20 protein-coding genes are annotated in these 24,677 nt (G+C 74.1%); 5 read left to right on the top strand and 15 right to left on the bottom strand.

All coding sequences use genetic code 11. The features are described 5' to 3' along the window. Positions 1-25: 25 nt before the first annotated feature. The 3 genes from GXP71_RS01625 to GXP71_RS01635 are packed head-to-tail and all read right to left on the bottom strand — an operon-like array spanning position 26 to position 2,413. Positions 26-253, bottom strand: coding sequence for an acyl-CoA carboxylase epsilon subunit (locus tag GXP71_RS01625; protein WP_162351226.1), 228 nt, complete (start codon positions 251-253; stop codon positions 26-28). Continuing rightward, positions 250-786 carry a hypothetical protein gene (locus GXP71_RS01630; RefSeq protein ID WP_162351227.1) on the bottom strand — a complete coding sequence of 179 codons (537 nt, stop codon included), beginning with the start codon at positions 784-786 and terminating at the stop codon, positions 250-252. Before GXP71_RS01630 ends, GXP71_RS01625 begins: the two co-directional genes overlap by 4 nt. 13 nt (positions 787-799) lie before the next feature. Next, a complete protein-coding gene (locus tag GXP71_RS01635) occupies positions 800-2,413 on the bottom strand; it encodes an acyl-CoA carboxylase subunit beta (RefSeq protein ID WP_162351228.1) in 1,614 nt (537 codons plus the stop codon). Positions 2,414-2,591: 178 nt separating this feature from the next. Between GXP71_RS01635 and GXP71_RS01640 the strand changes: the two genes are divergently transcribed. Together GXP71_RS01640 and GXP71_RS01645 are read left to right on the top strand one after the other, a co-directional pair. Further along, complete coding sequence (locus GXP71_RS01640) at positions 2,592-3,467, top strand: biotin--[acetyl-CoA-carboxylase] ligase (protein WP_202924312.1); 876 nt, start codon at positions 2,592-2,594, stop codon at positions 3,465-3,467. Positions 3,468-3,481: 14 nt separating this feature from the next. Next, positions 3,482-4,588, top strand: coding sequence for an adenylate/guanylate cyclase domain-containing protein (locus GXP71_RS01645; protein WP_238402555.1), 1,107 nt, complete (start codon positions 3,482-3,484; stop codon positions 4,586-4,588). Between the two features lie 31 nt (positions 4,589-4,619). On the opposite strand, the gene GXP71_RS01650 is transcribed toward GXP71_RS01645, so the two are convergent. Beyond that, entirely contained in the window at positions 4,620-5,360 is a 741-nt protein-coding gene (locus tag GXP71_RS01650; RefSeq protein WP_162351230.1) for an SOS response-associated peptidase, read from the bottom strand. Between the two features lie 145 nt (positions 5,361-5,505). On the opposite strand from GXP71_RS01650, the gene GXP71_RS01655 reads away from it, so the two are divergent. Continuing rightward, complete coding sequence (locus GXP71_RS01655) at positions 5,506-6,915, top strand: multidrug effflux MFS transporter (protein WP_162351231.1); 1,410 nt, start codon at positions 5,506-5,508, stop codon at positions 6,913-6,915. Positions 6,916-6,967: 52 nt separating this feature from the next. Here the strand turns inward: GXP71_RS01655 and GXP71_RS01660 are convergent, their stop codons facing one another. The 7 genes from GXP71_RS01660 to aceA all read right to left on the bottom strand — a co-directional run bounded on the left by GXP71_RS01660 (position 6,968) and on the right by aceA (position 16,859). Continuing rightward, positions 6,968-8,218, bottom strand: coding sequence for a pyridoxal phosphate-dependent aminotransferase (locus GXP71_RS01660; protein ID WP_162351232.1), 1,251 nt, complete (start codon positions 8,216-8,218; stop codon positions 6,968-6,970). A 74-nt stretch (positions 8,219-8,292) separates the two neighbouring features. Continuing rightward, on the bottom strand, positions 8,293-8,415 hold the full coding sequence (locus GXP71_RS01665) for a molybdopterin oxidoreductase (protein WP_124343805.1): 123 nt from the start codon (positions 8,413-8,415) through the stop codon (positions 8,293-8,295). Positions 8,416-8,526: 111 nt separating this feature from the next. After that, positions 8,527-9,051, bottom strand: a complete 525-nt coding sequence (locus GXP71_RS01670) for a hypothetical protein (RefSeq protein ID WP_238402556.1) — start codon at positions 9,049-9,051, stop codon at positions 8,527-8,529. A 307-nt stretch (positions 9,052-9,358) separates the two neighbouring features. Next, positions 9,359-12,109: a bifunctional acetaldehyde-CoA/alcohol dehydrogenase gene (gene adhE, locus GXP71_RS01675; RefSeq protein WP_202924313.1), complete on the bottom strand. Its 2,751-nt coding sequence runs from the start codon at positions 12,107-12,109 to the stop codon at positions 9,359-9,361. A 213-nt stretch (positions 12,110-12,322) separates the two neighbouring features. Next, a complete protein-coding gene (chrA, locus tag GXP71_RS01680) occupies positions 12,323-13,711 on the bottom strand; it encodes a chromate efflux transporter (protein ID WP_162351233.1) in 1,389 nt (462 codons plus the stop codon). 99 nt (positions 13,712-13,810) lie between these two features. After that, entirely contained in the window at positions 13,811-15,472 is a 1,662-nt protein-coding gene (aceB, locus tag GXP71_RS01685) for a malate synthase A (protein ID WP_162351234.1), read from the bottom strand. A gap of 61 nt (positions 15,473-15,533) precedes the next feature. After that, the gene (gene aceA / locus GXP71_RS01690) at positions 15,534-16,859 is read right to left on the bottom strand and encodes an isocitrate lyase (protein ID WP_162351235.1); all 1,326 of its coding nucleotides are present in this window, start codon (positions 16,857-16,859) and stop codon (positions 15,534-15,536) included. A 337-nt stretch (positions 16,860-17,196) separates the two neighbouring features. On the opposite strand from aceA, the gene GXP71_RS01695 reads away from it, so the two are divergent. Then, the gene (locus GXP71_RS01695; RefSeq protein ID WP_162351236.1) at positions 17,197-18,675 is read left to right on the top strand and encodes a helix-turn-helix transcriptional regulator; all 1,479 of its coding nucleotides are present in this window, start codon (positions 17,197-17,199) and stop codon (positions 18,673-18,675) included. 28 nt (positions 18,676-18,703) lie between these two features. On the opposite strand, the gene GXP71_RS01700 is transcribed toward GXP71_RS01695, so the two are convergent. Both GXP71_RS01700 and GXP71_RS01705 read right to left on the bottom strand, forming a co-directional pair. Next, positions 18,704-19,519, bottom strand: a complete 816-nt coding sequence (locus tag GXP71_RS01700) for a hypothetical protein (RefSeq protein WP_162351237.1) — start codon at positions 19,517-19,519, stop codon at positions 18,704-18,706. 64 nt (positions 19,520-19,583) lie between these two features. Beyond that, positions 19,584-21,296 carry a sodium:proton antiporter gene (locus GXP71_RS01705; RefSeq protein WP_162351238.1) on the bottom strand — a complete coding sequence of 571 codons (1,713 nt, stop codon included), beginning with the start codon at positions 21,294-21,296 and terminating at the stop codon, positions 19,584-19,586. A 208-nt stretch (positions 21,297-21,504) separates the two neighbouring features. Here GXP71_RS01705 and GXP71_RS01710 point away from each other — a divergent pair, with 208 nt between their 5' ends. Continuing rightward, positions 21,505-22,782, top strand: coding sequence for a pectate lyase (locus GXP71_RS01710; protein ID WP_238402557.1), 1,278 nt, complete (start codon positions 21,505-21,507; stop codon positions 22,780-22,782). Between the two features lie 126 nt (positions 22,783-22,908). On the opposite strand, the gene GXP71_RS01715 is transcribed toward GXP71_RS01710, so the two are convergent. Together GXP71_RS01715 and GXP71_RS01720 are read right to left on the bottom strand one after the other, a co-directional pair. Then, complete coding sequence (locus GXP71_RS01715) at positions 22,909-24,027, bottom strand: hypothetical protein (RefSeq protein WP_162351239.1); 1,119 nt, start codon at positions 24,025-24,027, stop codon at positions 22,909-22,911. Continuing rightward, on the bottom strand, positions 24,024-24,557 hold the full coding sequence (locus tag GXP71_RS01720; protein ID WP_162351240.1) for a SigE family RNA polymerase sigma factor: 534 nt from the start codon (positions 24,555-24,557) through the stop codon (positions 24,024-24,026). Before GXP71_RS01720 ends, GXP71_RS01715 begins: the two co-directional genes overlap by 4 nt. Positions 24,558-24,677: the final 120 nt, after the last annotated feature.

Here is a 24,677-nt window from a genome sequence, read left to right on the forward strand (position 1 = left end):
CGCTCCGGCGACCCGCGGGGTGACGTCAGCCGCGCAGGCTCCAGCGCCACGCGTCGGGGCCCGGCTGCGGCGCCGACGCACCGCGCAGGACGCGCCGCCGGTCGGACCAGGCTGAGGTGGCCGCGGCCTGCTCGTCGGCGCCGTGCGCCTCCTGCGACGACGCCGCCACGAGGCCCGCGACCAGCGCCGCGAGCTCGACCTCGTCGGGTGCGCCGCGCACGACGTGCACGTGCGCGCCGGACTGCTCGCTCACCCGTCGACCTCCCCGTCCTCGTCCTCGTCGAACGCCACCGGCGCGCCGCGGGAGGCACCCCACTCGGTGACCTCGAAGCCCGCGTCGACCAGGCGCTGCGCGACGTCCGCCCCGCCCGCGTCGACCAGGTCGAGCACCGAGTCGAGCGACAGGTCGGAGGTCGCCAGGGGCTGCCCGACGACGAACCCGAGGTGGAACGTGTCGACGTCCGTGCGCTCGGGCGCCGCGTCCGCGTCGCCGTGGTCGTCGTCGGACCACGACATGCCCGTGAGGTCGGCGTGCAGGCCGAGCCGGCTGTGCAGCAGGTCGTAGAGCTGCGCGTTGAGCCCGCCGATCTCCGACTCCAGCGACAGCACCCGCGGGTCCTCGTCGGCCTCGTGCGCACCGAACTCCGCGCGCACCCCCACGGCCGTCTCGACGTACGCGTGCAGCGCCGTCGCCAGCCGGTCGACGGCCGCGTGCAGCTCCAGGGCGTCGACGCCCGTCAGCGGCTCCAGGCCGTGGGTGTGCTCGTCGTGGTCGTGCTCGCTCACGCGTCCTCCGTGCTCACAGGGGGATGTTCCCGTGCTTCTTGGGCGGCAGGCTCGCGCGCTTGGTGCGCAGCAGGCGCAGCGCCCGGGTGATCTCCGACCGGGTCTGCGAGGGGGCGATGACGGCGTCCACGTAGCCGCGGTCCGCCGCGTCCCACGGGTTGACGATCGCCTCCTCGTACTCCGCCGTGAGGCGTCGGCGCTCGGCCTCGACGTCCCCGCCGGCCTCCGCGACGCCCTTGAGCGCACCGCGCTGCAGGATGTTCACGGCGCCGCCGGCACCCATGACCGCGATCTGCGCGGTCGGCCAGGCGAGGTTGACGTCGGCGCCCAGCTGCTTGGACCCCATGACGATGTACGCGCCACCGTACGCCTTGCGGGTGATGACCGTGACCAGGGGGACCGTCGCCTCCGCGTACGCGTAGATGAGCTTCGCGCCGCGCCGGATGATGCCGTTCCACTCCTGGTCCGTGCCGGGCAGGAAGCCCGGCACGTCGACGAAGGTCAGCACCGGGATGTTGAACGCGTCGCACGTCCGCACGAACCGCGCGGCCTTCTCGGCCGCGTTGATGTCGAGCGTGCCCGCCATCGCCATCGGCTGGTTCGCGACGATCCCGACGGGCTGGCCCTCGACGTGCCCGAAGCCGATGAGCACGTTCTGCGCGTACAGCGGCTGGATCTCGAGCAGCACGCCGTCGTCCAGCACGTGCTCGACCACCGCGCGCATGTCGTACGGCTGGTTGTCCGAGTCGGGGACGATCGCGTCGAGCTCCTCGTCCTCCTCGGTCACCTCGAGCGGCGCCTCGTGCGGGAACGACGGCGCGTCCGTGAGGTTGTTCTGCGGAAGGTACGACAGCAGCGAGCGCACGTAGTCGATCGCGTCGTCCTCGTCGGACGCCATGTAGTGCGCGACGCCCGAGCGCGTGCTGTGCGTCGTCGCGCCGCCGAGCTCCTCGAAGCCGACGTCCTCGCCCGTGACCGCGCGGATCACGTCCGGCCCCGTGATGAACATGTTCGACGTGCCGTCGGCCATGACGATGAAGTCCGTGAGCGCGGGGGAGTACACCGCACCGCCCGCCGACGGGCCGAGGATGAGGCTGATCTGCGGGATCACGCCCGACGCCGCGACGTTGCGGCGGAAGATCTCCGCGAACTGCGTGAGGCCCGCGACGCCCTCCTGGATGCGCGCGCCACCGCCGTCGCTGATGCCCACGAGCGGCACGCCCGTGCGCAGCGCGAGGTCCATGACCTTGGTGATCTTCTGGCCGTGCACCTCGCCGAGGCTGCCGCCGAAGACCGTGAAGTCCTGCGAGTACACGCACACCGGCCGGCCGTCGACCGTGCCGTACCCGGTGACGACGCCGTCGCCCGGGATGCGCTTCTTGTCGAGCCCGAAGTTCGTCGAGCGGTGCCGCACGAGCGCGTCCAGCTCGGTGAACGAGCCCGGGTCGAGCAGCGCCTCGACGCGCTCGCGCGCCGTCTTCTTGCCGCGTGCGTGCTGCTTGTCCGCCGCACCCTGCTCGGCGACCTCGGCCGCCCGGGTCCGCTCGGCGAGGTCGGCGAGGCGGGCCGCGGTGCCGCGCGGGGCGGTGCCGGGGGCGGGGACGCCTGTCTGGTCCGTCTGGGTCACCCGACCGAGGCTAGTTGTGGAACCCCACCAGGCACCTGCAGGGCGATGACCGTGTTCGGGGCGTCGCGTCGTCGGAACCCCACAACCGGGCACCCTCGGCGTTGTGCGCGCCCGCCCTCGTCCGCCTCGGCGGCGGACCACCTGACGCGCCGCACGTCGCGGGGTCATCATGGGCGGCATGACGTCGTCCTCGTCGCCCGACCGTCCCGCGCTCGACGCGGACGCGCTCCGCTCGCTCCTCCTGCTGCCGGCGGGGCCGCTCGCGCGGATCGACGTCGTCGCGCGCACGGGCTCGACCAACGCGGACCTCGTCGCCGCCGTCGCGGCCGACCCCGACGCCTGGCCGCACGCGAGCGTGCTCGTCGCCGACCAGCAGGACGCGGGCCGCGGCCGCGCCGGTCGCGGCTGGGAGACCGCACCGGGGACGTCGCTGACCTGCTCGTTCGTGGCGCGACCGGCTCTCCCGCCCCGGACGTTCGGGTGGCTGCCCCTGCTCGCCGGGCTCGGCGCGGTCAACGCCGTGCGAGCGACCGCGGGCGTGCCGGCGATCCTCAAGTGGCCCAACGACCTCCTGGTCCCCGCGGAGACCGAGGTCGCCGGCTGGGGCGCCGCGCGCAAGGTCGGCGGAATCCTCGCCGAGGTCGTCCCGACGCCCGCGGGCGTCACGCCGGCCGTCGTCATCGGCATCGGCATCAACGTCGCGCAGGGCCCTGACGAGCTGCCCGTCGAGCACGCGACGTCCCTCGCGCTCGCGGGCGCGCAGCACGTCACGCGCGAGGCGCTGCTCGTCGCGCTCGTCACCGCGCTCGACGACGTCGCCACCCGCTGGCGCGACGCCGGCGGTGACGCCGTCGCCTCCGGGCTCGCCGACGAGGTCGCCGCGGTGTGCGCGACGCTCGGCACGCCCGTGCGCGTCGAGCTGCCCGGCGGTGCCGAGCTCGCGGGCGTCGCGGAGCGGCTCGACGACGACGGGGGGCTCGTGGTCGTCGACGCCACCGGGGTCGCGCACCACGTCCTCGCGGGTGACGTCCGTCACGTGCGGTCCGGGGCGTGAACTAGGCTCGGCACGTGCCCGACGACGGTTCCCCGCCCGCCAGCGGTGCCGGGCGACCCGTCGACGAGACCGCGGTCGCCGAGTCGACGGTCGGCGAGCTCGAGACCCAGCTCCTGGGCGGCGTGCGCCTCTACAGCGCCCACGACCTGGCCCGACGCGCACAGATCGACGTCGACCTCGTCCGTGGGTTCTGGACCACCGTCGGCCTGCCGCACGCCGACCCCGACGACACCGTCTACACCGAGCGCGACGCCGAGGCCGTCGACCGGGCCGTCGCCCTGGTCCGCGAGCACGGGCTCGACCTCCGCACCGTCCTCACCGTCACGCGCGCGCTCGGCCACACCGCCGACCGCCTCGCGCTGTGGCAGGTCGAGGCGCTCGTCGAGGACATGCAGACGCGCTACGAGCTCGACGACACCACCGCGCGCCTCCTGACCCTCGACCGGCTCGCGGACCTCGCGCCCCTGCTCGAGGCGCAGCTCGTGCACGCCTACCGCCGGCAGCTCGCCGCGATCGCCGGCCGGTACGCCGCCGAGTTCGGCGCGCAGCGCTCGCCCGGGGTCGACGCGTCCGCGCTGCCGCTCGCCCGCGCCGTCGGGTTCGCCGACATGGTGTCCTTCACGCGCCGCACCGCCGGGCTCGGGTCGACCGACCTGTCGCAGTTCGTGCAGCGCTTCGAGGCGGCCGCGCGCGACGTCGTCACCGGCGCCGGTGGTCGCGTCGTCAAGACGATCGGCGACGCCGTGCTCTTCGTCGCCGACACCCCCGCGACCGGTGCGCGCGTCGCGCTCGGGCTCGCCGAGGCCCTCGGGGGTGCGCTCGACGTCGACCGCGAGCAGGCCGTCGGCGGGCTCGCCGAGGGTGCCCGCGGCGTCACGCCCGTGCGCGTCGGGTTCGTCTGGGGGCGCGTGCTGTCCCGGTTCGGCGACGTGTTCGGCCCTGACGTGAACCTTGCCGCGCGGCTCACCGACATCGCCGAGCCGAGCACCGTCCTCACCGACCCCGAGACCGCCCAGGTGCTCGGCGGCGACCCGCGCTTCGTCCTCGACGAGCGCCCCGCCCTCGACCTCCAGGGCATCGGCACGGTCACCCCCTACCGCCTCACCGCCGCGACGACCTGACGGCCGGCTGCGTGCGACGGCTGGGCCGCCGTCAGAGCAGGGCCTCCTCCGGGTCGACCGGCTCGAGCAGCTGGGGGCCGTTGTTGCGGACCGAGCTGACGAGCGTCGAGACGGGCGTGGCGATGAGGCGCGGGGACGGGGCCTCGAGCAGGCGGCGGGCCTCCTCGGCGCCCGCCGACGGGTCGAGCCAGGCGTCCCAGACGTCGCGGCGCAGCATGAGCGGCTGCCGGTCGTGGATGTGGGCGTGCTCCTGCGACGCCGGGCGCGTGATGACGGTCGCGCTGACGAGCCAGCGGTCGGGGTCGTCGTCGGACTTCGTCGGGTCCTTCCAGAACTCGTACAGCCCGGCGAGCGCGACGAGGTCGTCGTCGGCCGGGTGCAGGTAGAACGGCTGCTTCGTCCGGGTCAGCGCGCCCGGGTCGGGCTTCTTCCACTCGTAGTAGCCGTCGGCGGGCAGGAGGGCGCGGCGGGCCGCGAACGGCCGCGAGAACGCAGACTTCTCGGCGACGGACTCGACGCGCGCGTTGATCATGCGGGCGCCGACGGACGGGTCCTTGGCCCACGACGGCACGAGGCCCCAGCGGGCGACGCGGAGCTGGCGCGTGATCTCGCCCGTCTCCTTGTCGGCGCGCTCGACGACCATCCGCACGCCGTCGGTCGGGGCGACGTTCCACGACGGGGGGAGCAGCCGGACGTCGTCGGCGACGGTCGCGATCGCGAACTCGTCGGCCAGGGCCTGGTCCTCGCGGAAGGAGGCGTAGCGACCGCACATGCGGGCCAGCCTGCCAGGTCCCACCGACATGCGTGGGCGCTCTGCCCGGTGCCCTCGGAGCGACGCGGGCGGGTCCGGCGGACGTGACGGGACACATATCGAATCGATTCGCGTCGGCACGGATCGGGTGCGACCATGGAACGCGATGACCGCGCGCCCCGCCCCCAGCACCCCTGCGGCGCCGCCCACCCCACGGACCGCCGCACACGTCACCGCCCCCACCGCGTCCGCACCCACGGACGTCACCGCCCCCACCGCGTCCGCACCCACGGACGTCACCGCCCCCATCGCGTCCGCACCCACGGACGTCACCGCCCCGACCCCGCCGTCGGGCGCCGTCGACACCGCCGCACCCGCCTACCGGCCGAACGCGAAGTACGTCCTGCTGCTCGGCCTCATGTGCGCGCTGCCGGCGATCTCGACCGACATCTACCTGCCGTCGCTGCCCGACGTCGCCCGCGACCTCAACACGTCCGCGACCGCCGCGCAGCTCACCATGACGGCGATGCTGATCGGCGGCGCCGTCGGCCAGCTCGTCATCGGGCCCCTGTCCGACCGGTTCGGCCGCCGCAAGCCCGTGATGGTCGGCGTCGCGCTGCACGTCGTGACGTCGCTGCTGTGCGCGGTCGCCCCGGCGATCATCCCGCTCATCGCGCTGCGCTCGATGCAGGGCTTCTTCAACGCGTCGGCGACGGTCGTCGCCATGGCCGTCATCCGCGACCGCTTCGTCGGCTCGGACGCGTCGCGCCTGATGTCCCGGCTCATGCTCGTCATCGGCGTCGCGCCGCTGTTCGCGCCGTCGATCGGCGGCGTCATCGCCGGTCAGGCGGGCTGGCGCGCGGTGTTCGTCGCGCTCGCGGTGTTCGGCGTGGTGCTGTGGCTGGTCGTGTGGCGTCGCCTGCCCGAGACGCTGCCGCCCGCGCGGCGCCGCGACGGCGGTCTGCGCACCGCGCTGTCCGGCTATCGCGCCCTGCTGCGCGACCGGCACTTCGTCGCGCTCGCCGTGATGCCGGGCCTCGGCGTCGCCGTCCTCATGAGCTACGTCGTCGCGTCGCCGTTCGTCCTGCGCGAGGGCTTCGGGCTGTCCGAGCACGAGTTCTCGCTGCTGTTCGCGATCAACGGCATCGGGCTGGTCGCGGGTGCGCAGGTCAACGCGGCGCTCGTGCGCCGGGTCGCGCCGATCCGCATCGTCCGCGTCGTGCTGCCGCTGTCGCTCGCGCTCACGACGGTCCTGCTCGGCCTCGCCCTCACCGGCCTCGGCGGGCTGTGGGCGCTGCTCGTCGTCCAGTGGCTTGTGCTCGCGATGGTCAACTTCGTGCCGCCCAACGCCTCCGCGCTCGCGCTCAGCCGGCACGGCGAGGTCGCGGGGACCGCGGCCGCGTTCATCGGCGCGTGCCAGGCCGGGGTCTCCGGCGTCGTCAGCCCGCTGTCCGGTCTGCTCGGCGGTGACGCGGTCGCGATGGCGGTCGTCATGGTCGGCGCATCGGTCGCCGCACTGCTCGTGCTCGCGCTCGCGACGCCCGCCTACCGCCGCGGCGGCGCCTGGACGGGCTGATCACCCGACCGTCCGGCCGCCCGCCGATCACGCACCGGGCCGCCACGACGGGTCACGGCGTGCGCAGCCGTGACAGTCGCGCGACGGCCTCGTCGAGGACCTCGTCGCGCTTGACGAACGTGAACCGCACCCACGACCGCAGCGCACGGTCGACGTCGGACCCGTCGTGCGTGAACGCGGTGACGGGGACGCCCACGACGCCGGCCAGCCCGGGGAGCGCGCGGCACAGCGCGGCGCCGTCGTCGAAGCCCAGCGGTGCCGAGTCGGCGAGCACGAAGTAGGTGCCCTGCGGGCGGACGACGGTGAACCCCGCGGCCTCGAGCCCCGCGCACAGCCGGTCGCGCCGCGACGCGAGCGACGCCGCGAGGTCCCGCACCCACGCGGCGACGTCGGGGTCGCGGAGCGCGAACGCGACGGCCGGCTGGAAGGGTGCGCCGGACACGTAGGTGAGGAACTGCTTGACGGTCCGCACCGCCGTCACGAGGTGCTCGGGGCCCGTGACCCAGCCGACCTTCCACCCGGTGAACGAGAACGTCTTGCCCGCGGACGAGATCGTCAGGGTGCGCTCGGCCATGCCGGGCAGCGTCGCGATCGGCACGTGGCGCAGACCGGGGTCGAGCACGAGGTGCTCGTACACCTCGTCGGTGACGACGAGCGCGTCGTGCGCGGTCGCGAGCCGCGCGACGGCGGCGAGCTCGTCGGGCGTGAGCACGGTGCCGGTCGGGTTGTGCGGGGTGTTGAGCAGGACGAGCCGCGTGCGGTCGGTGAAGGCGGCGGCGAGCGCGTCCAGGTCGATGCGGAACCCGTCGGGTGTCGCGCGCAGGGGTGCGGTCGTGTGCGTCGCGCCGGACAGGGCGATCACGGCGGCGTACGCGTCGTAGAAGGGCTCGAGCGTCAGGACCTCGTCGCCGGGGCCGGCGAGCGCGAGGACCGCGGCGGCGAGCGCCTCGGTCGCGCCGGTCGTGACGAGGACCTCGCGGTCCGGGTCCGGGTCGAGGCCGTAGTGCGCCTTCTGGTGCTCGGCGACCGCGTGCCGCAGCGCGGGGATCCCCGGCCCGGGCGGGTACTGGTTGCGCCCGTCGGCGATGGCCTGCGCGGCGGCCCGGGCGACCGACTCGGGGCCGTCGACGTCGGGGAAGCCCTGGCCGAGGTTGACCGACCCGGTCGACTCGGCGAGCGCGGACATCTCCGCGAAGATCGTCGCCCGCACGTGACCGTCGGGGGCGAGCAGCCCCGACGCGCGGGCGACCTCACGCCACCGTCCGTGCCCGATGCCGTGCTGTGCGTCGTCGCGCTCGCCCATCCGGCGAGGATAGGTCCCGTGGGCGCGTGACGAGGAGCCGCCCGCGTCCCGCGTCCCGGGGTGCGGCGTGCCGGTCAGAGACCGACCGCGCCGACCAGCCCGACGACGAGCAGGACCGCGAGCGACGCCCATGCGCACACCACCCACCACTCCACGTGGTGCTGGCGTCCCACTCGGGACGGCTGCCGGTCGCTCATACCTCCACCATCGGCAGGTGTGGCGCAGGTCTCAACGTGCCGCGCGGGCGAACCCGGAAATCACCCCAACGGCCGTGCAGGGCGCGGGACCGCCACGACAAGGGCGACGGGTCAGCTGCCCGTGGCCGCACGGAGGTCGTCACCGAGGCTGCCGAGCTCGGCGGCCAGGGAGTCGAGGGCGTCGGCCGCCTCGCCGCCCGCGTCGGCCTTGGCGGCCTCGAGGTCGGCGCGCGCGTCCGCGACCTGCTGCTCCGCGTCCGCGACGCGCTGCTGCGCCTCCGCCGACGCGTCCTGCTGCGCGGCCTCGAGCGCGGACTGGGCCTCGGTCACGGCGGCCTCGGCCTGGTCGACGGCGGACTCCGCCTGCGTGCGCGCCTGCTCGTCGAGGCCGTCGAGCTTCGTGCGCGTCTCCTCGACCTGGGCGCCCACCTCCTCGGCGTGGGCGCGCGCCTCGTCGACCGCGGCGCGCAGGTCGCCGACCGCGTTCTCGGCCGCGGTCCGGGCGTCCTTCGCGGACTGCGCGGCCTGGTCGATGTCGGCGTCGGAGCACCCGGCGAGGCCGAGCGCGAGGCCCACGGCGAGGGCCGGGGCGGCGGCACGGGCGAGCAGCGGGCGGGCGTGCGGGCGTGCGGTCACGGGGTCCTCCTACAGGACGGGCGGGGGCGGGTCCGGCGGATCGGTGCCACAGTCTGCCCGCGTCGGCGCCGCGCGGCACCCCGAGCGGCGGCGGCACCGGCGTGGCGGGGCCGGCGCGCCGTGGCCCGGACCTGCGCCGACGTCGGCGCGCCCGGTGTCCCCACCGGCTCGACCGTGATGCCGACGCCGGGCGGGACGGGCGACGCCCCGTCCGGCTGAGCAGCGGCCGGACGGGGCGTCGGGGTCGAGCAGGGCGGCGGTCCGCCCACCAGGGGGAGGAGGGCTGGACGGACCGCCGCGCTGGAGGTCAGGCCTCCTGCTGCTCGGTGCGGCGGGAACGGACGTCCTCCAGCGACGTGCCGTAGTAGGCCGCGGTCATGAGGTCCTTCATGTCGTCGATCATCGGCATCCGCGGGTTGGCGGGAGCGCACTGGTCCTCGTAGGCGCCCATGGCGACCTCGTCGAGGCGCGACATGAACTCCTGCTCGGCGACGCCCTGCGCCTGGAAGGACGACGGGATGCCGACCTTGGAGCGCAGCGCCTCGACGGCCAGCGCGTAGGACTCGACGCCCTCGGCCGGGGTGGCCGCCGGCAGGCCGAGCATCTGCGCGATCTGCTGGAACCGCTCCGGGGCGACGTAGTGCTCGTACTTCGGCCAGCTCGTGAGCTTGGTCGGGACGGTGCCGTTGTAGCGGATGACGTGCGGCAGGAGCGTGGCGTTCGTGCGGCCGTGCACCAGGTGGTACGTGGAGCCGACGACGTGCGCCATGGCGTGCACGATCCCGAGGAACGCGTTGCCGAAGCTCATGCCGGCGATCGTGCCCGCGTTGTGCATCTTCTCCCGCGCGTCCCGCGTGGCCGGGTCGGCCGGGTCGCCGTTCACCGACATCGCGAGGTTGTCGAAGATGAGGCGGATCGCCTGCAGCGCCATGCCGTCCGTGAAGTCGTTCGCGTAGACGGACACGTACGCCTCGGTCGCGTGGGTCAGGGCGTCGAAGCCCGAGTCCGCCGCGAGCGACGGGGGCATCTTGGCCGTGAGCACGGGGTCGATGATCGCGACCGAGGGGGTCAGCGCGTAGTCGGCCAGCGGGTACTTCTTGCCCGCGTCGGGGTCCGAGATGACGGCGAACGGCGTGACCTCGGCGCCCGTGCCCGACGTCGTCGGGATGCAGACGAGCTGCGCGAGCTCGCCGAGCGTCGGGAACTTGAAGGCGCGCTTGCGGACGTCGAAGAACTTCTGCTTGAGGTCGGAGAAGTTGATCTCGGGGTGCTCGTACAGCAGCCACATGACCTTCGCCGCGTCCATGGGCGAGCCGCCGCCGAGCGCGATGATCGTGTCCGGGCGGAAGTGGCGCATCTGCGCCGCGCCGTTCTGCACGGTGCGGACCGACGGCTCGGGCTCGACCTGGTCGATGATCTGCAGCGCGACCTTGCTGTGCCGGCGGTTGAGGACGTCGATGATCTTGTCGACGAAGCCGAGGGTGGTCATGGTCGCGTCGGTGACGATCGTGACGCGCTCGACGTCGGGCATGTCCTGCAGGTAGCGGATCGCGTTCGGCTCGAAGTACGTCTTCGCCGGGACCTTGAACCACTGCAGGTTGTTGTTGCGCCGGCCGACGCGCTTGACGTTGATGAGGTTCACCGCCGAGACGTTGTTCGAGACCGAGTTGTGGCCGTAGGAGCCGCAGCCCAGCGTGAGCGAGGGGATGAACGCGTTGTAGATGTCGCCGATGCCGCCGAGCGACGAGGGCGCGTTGGCGATGACGCGGACGGCCTTGACGCGGCTGCCGAACTCCTCGGTGAGCGCGTCGTCGCGGGTGTGGATCGCGGCGGAGTGGCCGAGCCCGTCGAACTCGACCATCTGCTCGGCGAGCGCGATGCCCTGCTCGGTCGTGGTCGCGCGCAGCACCGCGAGGACGGGCGCGAGCTTCTCGCGCGTCAGCGGCTCCTGCGGGCCGACCGACCCCACCTCGGCCAGGATGATCGAGGTGTCCGCGGGGACGGTGAACCCGGCCTGCTCGGCGATCCACTGCGGGCTCTTGCCGACGACCGTCGGGTTGAGCTTCGCGTCGCCGCAGTTCGTGCCCTGCGCGTCGACCCCGAAGATGAACTGCTCGAGCTTCGTCTTCTCCGCGGGCGTCGCCAGGTACGCGTGCAGGACGGCGAACTCCGCCATCGCGGCGTCGTAGATCTCGTCGTCCAGGATGACGGCCTGCTCGGACGCGCAGATCATGCCGTTGTCGAACGCCTTGGAGAGCACGACGTCGTTCACGGCGCGCTTCAGCTTGGCGGTCTTCTCGATGTAGGCGGGGACGTTGCCCGCGCCGACGCCGAGGGCCGGCTTGCCGCACGAGTACGCGGCGCGGACCATCGCGTTGCCGCCGGTCGCGAGGATCAGGCTCACGCCCGGGTGGTTCATGAGCATGTTCGTGGCCGCGATCGACGGCGTCTCGACCCACTGGATGCAGTGCTCGGGGGCACCGGCCGCCACGGCCGCGTCGCGGACGATCCTGGCCGCCTCGACCGAGGAGCGCTGCGCGCCCGGGTGGAACGCGAAGATGATCGGGTTGCGGGTCTTGAGCGAGATCAGCGACTTGAAGATCGCCGTCGACGTCGGGTTGGTCACGGGCGTGACGCCGCAGACGACGCCGACCGGCTCCGCGATCTCGGTGATGCCGCGCAGCTCGTCACGGGCGATGACGCCGACCGTCTTGAGGTCCGCCATGGAGTTCGTGACGTGCTCGCACGCGAAGATGTTCTTCACGGCCTTGTCCTCGAACACGCCGCGCCCGGTCTCCTCGACCGCGAGCTTCGCGAGCTGCCCGTGCTGGTCGAGCGCCGCGACGGAGCCCTTCTTGACGAAGCGGTCCACGTCCTCCTGCGTGAAGCGGGCGTACTCGGCGAGCGCCTTCGTCGCGTTGGCGACGAGCGCGTCGATCGCGGTCGCGACCTGGTCCTCGGAGAGCGCAGGTGCGGCGGGGGCGGCCGCGGCGGGTGCGGTCGCGACGGCCTTCTTGGCCTTGGTCGTGCGGGTCGTGCCGGACTCGGTGACAGTCACCGTGTGCTCCCCTGGTCGGTGCCCGGGGATGTGTCTCCGGGCGGTTGCTGGAGTCGTCGCCGTTGACGTCTTCGACGCTAGGGGGACCAGTCATCGGATGACTGAGCCGAAGGTCCTGAGGTGGCGGGACGAGTCGGGAGGGTGTGAAACCGCAGGTGAGGGACCTGGGACCTGGGTCCCGGGTCACGGGGCGTCGCAGGGCCCGCGGGCTGGTCAGAGCAGGCCGGCGAGCCCCAGCGCGAGCCCCAGGGCGGCGCACACGGCGAGCGTGCGCAGCACCGACCACCGCAGGGCGAAGACGAGCACCCCGCCGACGACGGCGATCGCGAGCGACCACGGCTGGAGCGTGCCGACGTCGGGGACGTCGAGCCGCAGCGGCCCCCAGGTGGTCGGCGTCGACTCGGCGAACAGCGTGTGCGTCGTGAAGTACAGCGCGAGGTTCGCGATGACGCCGACGACGGCGGCGGTCACGGCCGTGAGGGCGGCGCTGAGCGACCGGTTGCTCCGCAGCCGCTCGACGTAGGGCGCGCCGAGGAAGATGAAGAGGAACGACGGCACGAACGTCACCCACGTCACGAGCAACGCACCGACGACTGCCGCGGCCCACGGGTCGAGCCCGCCCGGGGCCTGGTACGCGGCGAGGAACGCGACGAACTGCACGACCATGATGAGCGGGCCCGGCGTCGTCTCGGCGAGCGCGAGGCCGCGGGTCATCTCACCCGGCGTGACCCAGCCGTACGTCTCGACCGCGCGCTGCGCGACGTACGCGAGCACCGCGTACGCCCCTCCGAAGGTGACGACCGCGGTGCCGGAGAAGAACGTGCCGAGGTGCGTGAGCGTGCTGTCCCGGCCGGTGAGGGCGAGCACGGCCAGCACCGGCAGCGCCCATACGGCGAGGCCGATCCCCAGGACGCGTGCGGTGCGCCGCCCGGACGGGCGCTCGGCGTGCAGGGCGTCGTCGGGGATGAGCGGGGTGCGGCTCTCGGGGTCGGCCTCGGCCCGGGGCGTCGATGGGTCGACCTGGTGCGGCGCGACGCGGTGGAGCAGCCAACCGGTCAGCCCAGCGGCCAGCACGACCAGCGGGAACGGCACGGCGAACAGCGCGAGCGCGACGAACGAGCCGACCGCGAGCGCGACGAGCGCGGGGCTCGTGAGCGCGCGCCGCCCGACGCGGACCACCGCCTGCGCGACGATCGCGAGCACGGCGGGGGCGAGGCCCGCGAACACCGCGCTGACGACCGTGGTGTCGCCGAACGCGACGTAGATCGCGGCGAGCGCGAGGAGCGCGAGCATCCCGGGCAGCACGAACAGCCCGCCCGCGACGATCCCGCCGCGCGTCCCGTTGAGCAGCCACCCCGTGTACACGGCGAGCTGCTGCGCCTCGGGACCGGGCAGGAGCATGCAGTAGTTGAGGGCGTGCAGGAACCGCCGCTGCCCGATCCAGCCCGTCTCGTCGACGAGCGTGCGCTGCATGACGGCGATCTGACCCGCGGGACCGCCGAACGTCTGCCACGAGATCGCGAACCAGGCGCACACGGCGGTCCGGAACGGGATGACGTCCCGGGGTGTCGCGACCGGCGTCGGGGTCGTGGCGTCGTCCACCCGACGAGTATCGCCGCCCCGCAGGGCGCGCCGGGACGCGTCTCGGCGTGGCACCACCGGGGTGGGGTGGTGCCACGCCGAGCGGGCGTCCGTCGCAGGTCAGCGACGCACGACGAGGTGCTGCGCGTACGCCGGGACCGTGAGGAACGTCGGGAAGTCGTCGCCCAGCGCGACCTCCTCGACGAGGGCCGCGGCGTCGTCGTAGCGGTCGTCCGCGGTGCGGGGGAGCCCGGCCAGGACGTCGGCGAGGACGGAGCGCACGTGGTCCGCGGTGATCGTCGTCCCGGAGTCGGTGACGACGCCGTGGTGCACCCACTGCCACACCTGCGAGCGGGAGATCTCGGCGGTGGCCGCGTCCTCCATGAGCCCGTCGATCGCGACCGCGCCCGTCCCGCGCAGCCACGCCTCGAGGTAGCGGACGGCGACGGACAGGTTGGTCCGCAGGCCCGCGTCGGTGACCGCGCCCGGCTCGGTGCCGCCCGCCGAGGCCACGTCCAGCAGTGCGGCGGCGTCGGGGGTGACGTCGGGGCGCTGCACGTCGCGCTGGTCCGGGCGGTCGCCGAGCGTCGCGTCGAAGACCTCCTGCGCGACGGGCACGAGGTCGGGGTGCGCGACCCAGGTGCCGTCGAACCCTTGCCCGGCCTCGCGCTGCTTGTCGGCGCGGACCTGCGCGAACGCGCGCTCGTTGGCCTCGGGGTCGCGCCGGTTCGGGACGAACGCGCTCATGCCGCCGATCGCCTGCGCCCCGCGCCGGTGGCACGTCGCGACGAGCAGGTCCGCGTACGCCTGCATGAACGGCACCGTCATCGTCACGCGCGACCGGTCCGGCAGCACCCAGCGGCGGCCGCGCGACCGGAACGTCTTGACGATGCTGAAGATGTAGTCCCAGCGGCCCGCGTTCAGCCCCGCGCAGTGGTCGCGCAGCTCGTAGAGGATCTCCTCCATCTCGAACGCGGCCGTGATCGTCTCGATGAGGACGGTCGCGCGGATCGTGCCGTGCCGCAGACTGAGGTACGCCTCGGTGAAGCGGAACACGTCGTCCCACAGCCGCGCCTCGAGGTGGCTCTCGATCTTCGGCAGGTACAGGTACGGACCGCGGCCGGAGTCGATGAGCGCGTGCGCGTTGTGGAACAGGTACAGCCCGGCGTCGACCAGCGACGCGGACGCCCCGTACCGCTGACCCGCGCGGTCGACGTGCTCGACGTGCTTCTCGGCGAGGTGCCACCCGCGCGGGCGGAACACGATCGTCGGTGTCTGCTCGCCGACCCGGTACTCCTTGCCCTCCGGCGACGTGAAGTCGGCGTCCCCGCGGATCGCGTCGAACAGGCTGTGCTGCGCGCCCACGACGTTCTCCCACGTCGGGCTCGTCGCGTCCTCCAGGTCGGCCAGCCAGACGCGCGCGCCCGAGTTGAGCGCGTTGACGGTCGTCTTGCGGTCGCACGGGCCGGTGATCTCGACGCGCCGGTCCTCCAGGCCCGGGCCGGGACCGGCGACGCGCCACGACCGGTCGGCGCGGATGCCCGCGGTCAGCGGCAGGAAGCCCGGGTCGGCGCCGTTCGCGATGCGGTCGCGGCGGAGCTGGCGCTCGCGGAGCAGCAGCGTGCGGCGGGTGCCGAACACGGTGTGCAGGTCGGCGACGAAGTCGAGCGCCTCGGGCGTGAGGATCTCGGCCGAGCCGGGCACCGTGGGCCCGACGACGTCGAGGTGCGGCTGGATCACGGGGCCCGTCAGCGGCGCGCGGGCGGGGGTCAGGACGGTCATGGTGCACCTCCGGGTGCAGGCTCGACGCGGCGTGAGCGGCGGCGTCGAGCGGGTCGTGCGGTCAGTGGGTGAACTGGGCCGTCTCGGTGGAGCCGGCGAGCGCGAGCGTCGAGGCGTCGGGCGAGATCGCGGTGGCGACCCGGTCGAAGTACCCCGTGCCGACCTCGCGCTGGTGGCGGGTCGCGGTGTAGCCGTCGGCCTCGGCGGCGATCTCGGCCTGCTGCAGGTCGACGTAGGCGGACATGCCCCGCTGCGCGTAGCCGCGAGCCAGGTCGAACATCGAGTGGTTGAGCGCGTGGAAGCCGGCCAGCGTGACGAACTGGAAGGCGTACCCGTACCCGGCGAGCTCGCGCTGGAACCGCGCGATCTGCGCGTCGTCGAGGTGGCGGCGCCAGTGGAACGACGGCGAGCAGTTGTACGCGAGGAGCTTGCCGGGGTGCCGCTCGTGGATGCGCTCGGCGAACTCGATCGCGAGCGCCAGGTCGGGCGTCGACGTCTCGACCCAGAGCAGGTCCGCGAACGGCGCGTAGGCGTCGGCCCGCGCGACCACCGCGTCGAGACCCGGCTCGACCCGGTGGTAGCCCTCGGCGGTGCGCTCGCCCGTGAGGAACGCGTGGTCGCGCTCGTCGGCGTCGCTGGTCAGCAGGTCCGCGCCGAGCGCGTCGGTGCGGGCGACGATCACGGTCGGGACGTCGGCGACGTCCGCGGCGAGCCGGGCCGCCGACAGCGTCCGCACGTGCTGCGCGGTCGGCACGAGCACCTTGCCGCCCAGGTGGCCGCACTTCTTCTCCGCGGCGAGCTGGTCCTCCCAGTGCACGCCCGCGGCACCGGCCGCGATCATCGCGTGCATGAGCTCGTAGGCGTTGAGCGGCCCGCCGAAACCGGCCTCCGCGTCCGCGACGACGGGCACGAGCCAGTCCCGCGACGCCCGCCCGTGCTCGGCGACCTCGACCTGGTCGGCCCGCAGCAGCGCGTTGTTGATGCGCCGCACGACGGCCGGCACCGAGTTCGCGGGGTAGAGGCTCTGGTCGGGGTACGTCTGGCCGGAGAGGTTCGCGTCGGCCGCCACCTGCCAGCCCGACAGGTAGATCGCCTCGAGGCCAGCGCGGACCTGCTGCACCGCCTGGTTGCCCGTGAGCGCGCCGAGCGCGGGCACGTGCGTGCGCTGGTGCAGGAGCTGCCACAGCCGCTGCGCGCCGCGTCGGGCGAGCGTGTGCTCCTCACCGACCGACCCGCGCAGCGCGACGACGTCCTGCGCCGAGTGGGTCCGGCGGACCCCCGCCCAGCGCGGGTCGGTCGCCCAGACGTGCGCGAGCTCGGCCGCGTCCTGGGTGCGGTCGCCCGGCAGCGTCGTGGTGGTGGGGGCGGGGTCGGTGGCGGTGCTCATCGGGTGACCTCCCGGTCCGATCGTGACGGCCGCGCCGGTGCGGGCCGTCTGGTGCGGGCGGTCGACCGGAGGGGTCCGGTTCCGCCCGCACCTCCACCGTGGTCGTCCGGAGGCCGCACAGGCCTGTCCGTCGACGGTGAAGTTCCGGCGTTCTTCCCGACGACGGAAGGACCGGCAGCCGGGTCCGTCCGCGCGGGTCGCGCGCTGCGGGGACGGAAGAAGCGCGCTCCACCTGCGAAGGTGCCGTCATGGTTGCCCCATGAGACCGCTTCCAGGCGCGGAAGGATCGCACTCCTTCTCATGGACGGAATGCCTGACGGGCTGGCACCGTGGGGTCATGACGACGACGTCGCCCCGTCCCGCGGCACCCCCGCCCCCGTCGTCCGGCGCGCTCGACACGCTCGTCCTGGGCCGCCGGATCCGGCACCTGCGCACCGCGCGCGGCATGACCCTCGACGACCTGGGCCGCGCGATCGGCCGCGCGCCGTCGCAGGTGTCGATGCTCGAGAACGGCCACCGCGAGCCGCGCGTCGGCGTCCTGTCGGCCGTCGCCGACGCCCTGGGCGTCCCGGTCGCGGAGCTGCTGCGGCCCGAGCCGCCCACGCGCCGCGCCGCCCTGGAGGTCGAGCTCGAGCGCACGCAGCGCGGCCCGCTGTTCGCGTCGCTGCAGATCCCCGAGGTCAAGGTCGGCAAGTCGCTGCCGACCGACGCGCTCGACGCCCTGGTCCGGCTGGCCGGCGAGGTGCAGCGCCTGCTCACCGAGAACGCCGCCACCCCCGAGGAGGCGCGTCGCGCGAACGCCGAGCTGCGCGCCCGGATGCGCGCGCAGGACAACTACTTCGCCGAGCTCGAGGCCCACGCGCGCGAGCTGCTCACAGCAGTCGGGCACGCGGGTGGCCCGCTGTCGCAGCGCGCGACGGCCGACATCGCCGCCCACCTCGGCTTCTCGCTGCACCACGTGCCCGACCTGCCGCACTCGACCCGCACCGTGACCGACCTCGCGCACGGCCGGATCTACCTGCCGCAGGGCGGGGCCGGCGTGAGCGACAGCCGGTCCCCGCTGCTGCAGGCGCTCGCGTCGCACGTGCTCGGCCACGCCGAGCCGACGAGCTACGGCGACTTCCTGCGCCAGCGCGTCGAGGCCAACTACATGGCGGCCGCCCTCATGCTCCCCGAGGACGGTGCCGTCGCGTACCTGCAGGCCGCCAAGGCGGAGCGACGGCTGTCGGTCGAGGACCTGCGCGACCAGTTCGCCGTGCCCTACGAGACCGCCGCGCACCGGTTCACCAACCTCGCGACGCGCCACCTCGGCATCCCGGTGCACTTCATGAAGGTCCACGAGGGCGGCACGCTGCACAAGGCGTACGAGAACGACGGCGTCGTCTTCCCGTCCGACCCGCTCGGCGCGATCGAGGGGCAGCCCGTCTGCCGGCACTGGACCGCTCGGGTCGTGTTCACGCTCGCCGACCGGTTCACGCCGTACTACCAGTACACCGACACGTCGTCGGGCACGTACTGGTGCACCTCGCGGGTCCAGACGTCGTCGCAGGGCGCGTTCTCGGTGAGCGTCGGCGTGCCGTTCGCGCACGTCCGCTGGTTCCAGGGGCGCGAGACGACCGAGCGCGCGACGAGCCGCTGCCCCGACCCCACCTGCTGCCGGCGGCCCCCGTCGACGCTCGCCGAGCGGTGGGGCGACCAGGCCCGCCCCTCGGCCCGCCCGCACGCCTCGCTGCTGGCCGCGCTGCCCGTCGGCGCCTACCCGGGCGTCGACACGACCGAGGTGTACGAGTTCCTCGACCGGCACGCGCCGGACTGAGCAGGCCGGAGGCCGCACCGGCCTGCTGTCAGTGCGGCGCGTCGAGACCGGCGAGCGCCGTCCACGCCGTGCACCCCGCCTCGCCCGGCTGGAGCTGCACCGGGGCGACGTGGACGTCCGCGACGGTGCCGTCGACGCGGGCGACGAGCACGCAGTCGTCGGGGCCGCCCGTCGCGACGCCGACGTCGGTGCCGTCCACGACGGCGGTGACCTCCGCGAGCGGTCGGCCGTCGGAGGGCGGGGTCAGCCGCGCGGTGACCTGCCGGGCGACGTCGTCGGGGTCCGGCGTGCCCGTCGGGTCGAGGTCCTCCAGGACCTGCCACGCGGCGTCGCGGGCGTCGACGGCCACCACCGGGTCGTCGGACGGGGGAGGCGTCATCGGGGTCGTGTCGTCGGGGCAGCCGGTCGGCCGGACGCCCTCGGGCGTGCCCCACTCGCCGGCCTTGCCGTACGGGGTGAACGTCACGCGGAAGCAGTGCGGCCCGGGGTCGACCTCGCGCTGGTCGAACGAGAACATGGGCGGGTCTGCGAGCTCGGGCAGGGTGACGGCGAAGGTCAGGGTGCCGATCAGGTCGCCGCCCTCCACGGCCGGGGTGGACGCGACCAGCACCGCGCTCGACGGCGCGCCCGTCGCGGCGCGGACGAACCCGTCGATGTCCGGGTGGTACGACGACATGCGCGTCGTCTTCAGGAGGTCGAGCAGGGTCTCGCGTGCCGCGAGCTGGTCCGGCGTCAGCGGTCTGGTCGCCCGGAGCGTCGCGACCGCCAGCGCCCCGAGGGCGGCGATGCCCACGAGGACGGCCGTGACGGTGATCGCGCCGCGTCGCCGCCCCCTGGTCTGCACGCGGAGCACCGTAGCGGCCGAGATCCGCGCCGGGCCAGGTCCGTCGGGGCGATCGGCGTGGTCGTCAGTCGCGCACGCGTTCCAGCCAGGACGACGACAGGCTCTCGTCCTCGAGGTCCAGCTCGCGCATCATCCGCCGCATGACGGTCTCGTCGAGCTCGCCGGAGTCGCGCCGCCGCATGAGCACCTCGCGCTGCGCGGCGATGATCTCGCGGCGGAACTGCTGGGTGCGGCGGCCCTCGGCGGCGCCGGGGAGCCGGCCGTCGCGCGCCTTGCCGACGGGTCCGAGCCCGCGGGTGCTCTCGCGTGCGTCGACGTCGTCGGGCAGCAGGTCGGGCGCGTTCTCGGGGTCGAGCATGACGGCCGCGGCGGCGGCGCGCCCCCGCCAGCGCGCGGACAGCGCGTCGATCGCCTCGTCCGCCGCCGGCTGCCCGACCACCTTCGCGAGGTCGCCGCGCTTCGACTCGAGCACCTGCTGCACCGCGTCGGCGGTCGCGATCCGCGTCGCGGCCTCCTGCGTCGCGTCCGCCGCCGCCTCGTCGTCGGACCCGACCCCGAGCCGACGGATCACCCACGGGAGCGTGAGGCTCTGCCCGAGCAGCGTGCCGATCGCGACCGTGTAGGCGGCGAGCTGGATCGTCGCGCGGTCGGGGAAGGGTCCGCCGTCGATCGTCGCGGGGATGCCCGCGGCGGCGGCGAGCGTGACGACGCCGCGCATCCCGGCCCAGGACACGACGGCGGACTCGCGGACGGTGAGCGCGTCGCGTTCCGGGCGGTGGCTGCCGCGCAGGCGCAGGTTGTCGAACCACGCGGTGCCGAACACGTAGAGCGGCCGAACGAGCACCGCGACGGCGAGCACCGCCAGCGAGACGGTGACCGCGTGGCCGAGGCCCTGGTCGGACGCGACGAGGTCGCGGATGATCCACGGGAGCTGGATGCCGATGAGGGCGAACGTGAACGACTCGAGCAGGATGTCGAGCGTCGACCAGATCGGCTCCTCGTACAGCCGCGTCGCATAGCCGGCCCGCGGTGAGGTGTGCCCGAGGTACAGACCTGCGGCGACGACGGCGAGGACCCCCGACCCGTGCACCGCCTCCGACGCCCAGTACGCGCCGAACGGCGTGAGCAGCCCGATCGCCGACGCGACGACGGGGTCGTCGAGGCGCACGCGGATCGCGTGCACGAGCCAGCCGATCGCGAGTCCGACGCCCACGCCGGCGACGACCGCCACGGCGAACGTGCCGAGCGCGCCGCCGAAGGCCCACGCGCCCGTGGCTGCGCCGATGAGGGCGACCTTGTACAGCGTCAGCGACGTCGCGTCGTTGATGAGGCTCTCGCCGGACAGCACCGTCATGACGCGCCGCGGGAGGCCGAGCCGGCGGCCGACCGCGGCGGCGGCCACCGCGTCGGGTGGTGCGACGACCGCGCCGAGGACCAACGCGACCGCGAACGACACCGCGGGTTCGAGCGCCCAGAAGACGAGCGCGACCGCGAGCGCGCTGAGCAGCACGAGCCCGACGCCGAGCCGCGTGATCGAGTTGAGCTGCGCGCGGAAGTCGCGGTACGAGCTCGCGAGCGCGGCCGAGTAGAGCAGCGGGGGGAGCACGAACTCGAGCAGGATCTCCGAGTTGATCTCGTACCGCGGTACACCGGGGACCAGCGACACGACGAGCGAGATCGCGACGATGACGAGCGGGGACGGGAGGCCGCGTCGGCGGCACGCGGCGGCGACGAGGACAGCGCCCGCGACCAGCAGGAACACCTCGACGTGGTGCATCCGCCGTCCTCCCCGTGACCGACCTTTGCGCCCGACGCTAACGAAGCGCCGCGGCCGGCGCGCCCGGTCGCGGGCGCGGTCCTGACCGGGGCGGTGGTGCGCGGTCGTGGCCGGCGGGGGCGGAGACGTAAACGCTTCGACGGTTTACGCGGACGCGCGCGCGTGGGTCACTGGCTTGGAAAGCCCTTACCAGAAGGAGGGATCAGCAGTGAGTCGTACAACGATCCAGGGGCGACGGCGCCCCTGGCGGACGTTCCTCGCGGGACTCGCCGCGACGGCCGTCGCCGCGACCGTCGGCCTCACCGCCGCGACGACGGCGTCGGCCGCGAGCGTCGACACCGGCGCGTACTACGTGCTGCTCAACCGGCAGAGCGGCAAGGCGATGGAGGTCGCCAACTGGTCCACGGCCGACGGCGGCGTCGTGCAGCAGTGGACGCGCAACGACGGGAACTGGCAGCAGTGGAGGTTCGTCGACGCCGGGTCCGGCTGGTACAAGCTCCAGAACCGGCACTCCGGCAAGGTCCTCGACCTGTGGGGCTGGAGCACCGCCGACGGCGGCGAGTTCCGGCAGTACAGCGACCTCAACGGCACCAACCAGCAGTTCAAGCTCGGCGACTCCGAGGGCAGCCGCATCCGGCTGATCAACCGGCACAGCGGCAAGGCCGTCACCGTCACCGACCGGTCCACGGCTGACGGCGCGACGATCACGCAGCTGACCGACAACAACCAGTACAACCAGCAGTTCGACCTCGTGAAGGTCGGCTTGGGCGGCGGCACCACCACCCCGCCCCCGTCGAACGGCGGGTCGTTCCCGGCCTGGCCGTCGGCCACCAGCGCCACGAAGGTCTCGTCGACCATCAACGTCTCCGGCACGTTCGACGGCGGGTACGTGCGGTACTACGGCATCTCCTCCGGCGACCAGGACGAGTCGCAGCCGCCGATCTTCCAGCTCTCCGACGGCGCCGTCCTCAAGAACGTCATCATCGGCACCGGAGCCGGCGACGGCGTGCACTGCACCGGCACCTGCACGCTGCAGAACGTGTGGTGGGAGGACGTCGGCGAGGACGCCGCGACGCTCAAGGGCTCGTCGTCGTCGCAGGTCATGACGGTCGACGGCGGCGGTGCGCGGTCGGCGTCGGACAAGGTGTTCCAGCACAACGGCCCCGGGAAGTTCGTCATCAAGAACTTCCAGGTCTCGGACTTCGGCAAGCTCTACCGCTCGTGCGGCAACTGCTCCAAGCAGTACGCGCGGACCGTCGTCGTCGACAACGTCAAGGTGACCGCGCCGGGCAAGTCGCTGGTCGGCATCAACTCGAACCTCGGCGACAAGGCCACGATCACGAACGTGCAGATCCACGGCGACTCCTCGAAGAAGATCGCGATCTGCGAGGAGTACAAGGGCGTGACCTCCGGCGAGCCGTCGAAGATCGGCTCCGGACCGTCCGCGGCCTGCGGCTACTCGACGTCGTCGATCACCTACCGGTGACGCCGCACGTCTGAGCACCCGCTCCCGGCCGACGGCCCTCGTCCCGCGCTCGCGGACGGGGCCGTCGGTCGCGGGCGGCGTCGCCGCGCCGGTCACCGCCAGCGGCTCGCGCCGGACGGCCCCGGGTCAGGGGACGACGACCTCGCCGCCGAGGCGGCCGACGCCGAGCACGTTCGACGTGACGCCCTCGGCACCCGTCGGCGCCAGCGTGACGAGCGCATACGCGGTGTAGGAGCCGGCGGGCAGGGCGTCCCCGGAGCAGGACGCCGTCGTCCACTGCACCGAGATCGAGGTCGTCCGGCCGGCGGCGAGCGTCCCGGCCACCGACGACGTCTCCTCGGACCAGGTGCGCGAGTCCCCGACGATGCGCCCGGCCGCGTCGACGAGGACGACGCGCTCGTCGAGCAGCAGCGCCTCCTCGTCGCCCTCCCACCCGCGCTCGCCGGCCCCCCAGGTCAGGGTCAGGTCGGCGGAGCGCCCGTCGGCGCCGACCGTGCCGCCGACCTCGAGCGTGCCGTCCCCTTCCGGGACCACGCCGACGCCCGCCCCGCACCAGGGCGCGCGCGCGTTCCCGGCCACGACGAGCGGCTCGCCCGGGCTGAGGGCCAGCACCTCACCGGTGCTCGGGTCGGCGAGGACCGCGTGCAGCGTGTACGAGCCGTCGGGCAGCGCGAGGTGGTCGTCCGGGCCGCCGCACGTGACGAGCGCGAGGTGATGGCCGCCGCTGGTCGTGCCCGGCACCATCGACGAGCCGGTGTCGAAGGCGTCGCTCGACGCGGCGACGACGACGCCGTCCCGCTCCGCGACGACGCGCACGGGAGCGGGCATCCGCTGCGAGGTCGTGCTCTCGACCGTCACCCCGACCGGGAGGGACGAGCGCGGGTGCTGCGGGTAGTGGCCGAGGTTCACGCCGAGGTGCCACGGGGACGCGTGCTCGGGCGCGCGCACCTGCCAGCCGCACGTGCCCGGTTCGGCCGCGTCGTCCGCGGCCGGCAGCGTCGACGCGACCTCGTCGGCGGGGAGCGGCGCGGGAGCGGCCGGGTAGGTGGGGCCGCCGAGCAGGTCGACGCCGTGGGTCGCCGTGACGGCGATCGCCCCCGCGAGGCCCAGCCCGGCGGTGCCCTGAGCCGCGGCCCGGGCGGCGCGGCGTCGCCGGACCCGCCGGTGCAGAGCCGCCGCCTCGAGCGTGCCGAGCGGCGCGCGCGCCGCGACGTCGTGCAGGGCGGTGCGGAGGTCGGTGCTCATCGGGCGCTCCTCGGGGTCACGAGCTGGATCTCGGTCGGGTCGGTCGCGACGGGTCCGAGCACGTGCTCGAGCGCACGCACGCCGTCGCTGAGGTACCGCTTGACGGTGCCGGTCGCGAGGTCGAGCCGGTCGGCGATCTCCGGCACGGTGAGGTCCTCGAAGTAGCGGAGCACGACGCACGCGCGGACCCGCGGCGCGAGCCCTGCCAGGGCCGCGACGACGTCCTGCCGGGCGTCGACGCCGTCGGCAGGACCGGCGGACGTGTCGGGTGTCGCGACGAGGTGCCGCACCCTCAGCCACTGGCGCCGCCGGCGGTACCCGTCGACGTAGGTCCGCAGCACCGTCTGGCGCACGTACCCCTCGACCGCCGCGGGCTCGCGCAGCCGGGCGCGGCGGGACAGCACGGAGACGAGCGCGTCCTGCACGAGCTCCTGCGCGTCGGCCGCGTCGCCCGTCAGCAGGTAGGCGTACCGCAGGAGCGCCGGACCGCGCTCGCGGACCAGCTCGTCCAGCACCTCGTCCCAGTGCACGTCGCTCCTCGCCTCGGCCGTCCCGGCGTCCCCCGGCACCCCGTCATGACGGATGGCGAGCCGGTTCCGTTGGGGTCGACGTCGGCGCGACCGCCGACGCGAGCGTGACAGCCGCCGCGC

It is taken from the genome of Cellulomonas sp. H30R-01 (genome assembly GCF_010119915.1).
Lineage (GTDB): Bacteria > Actinomycetota > Actinomycetes > Actinomycetales > Cellulomonadaceae > Cellulomonas > Cellulomonas algicola.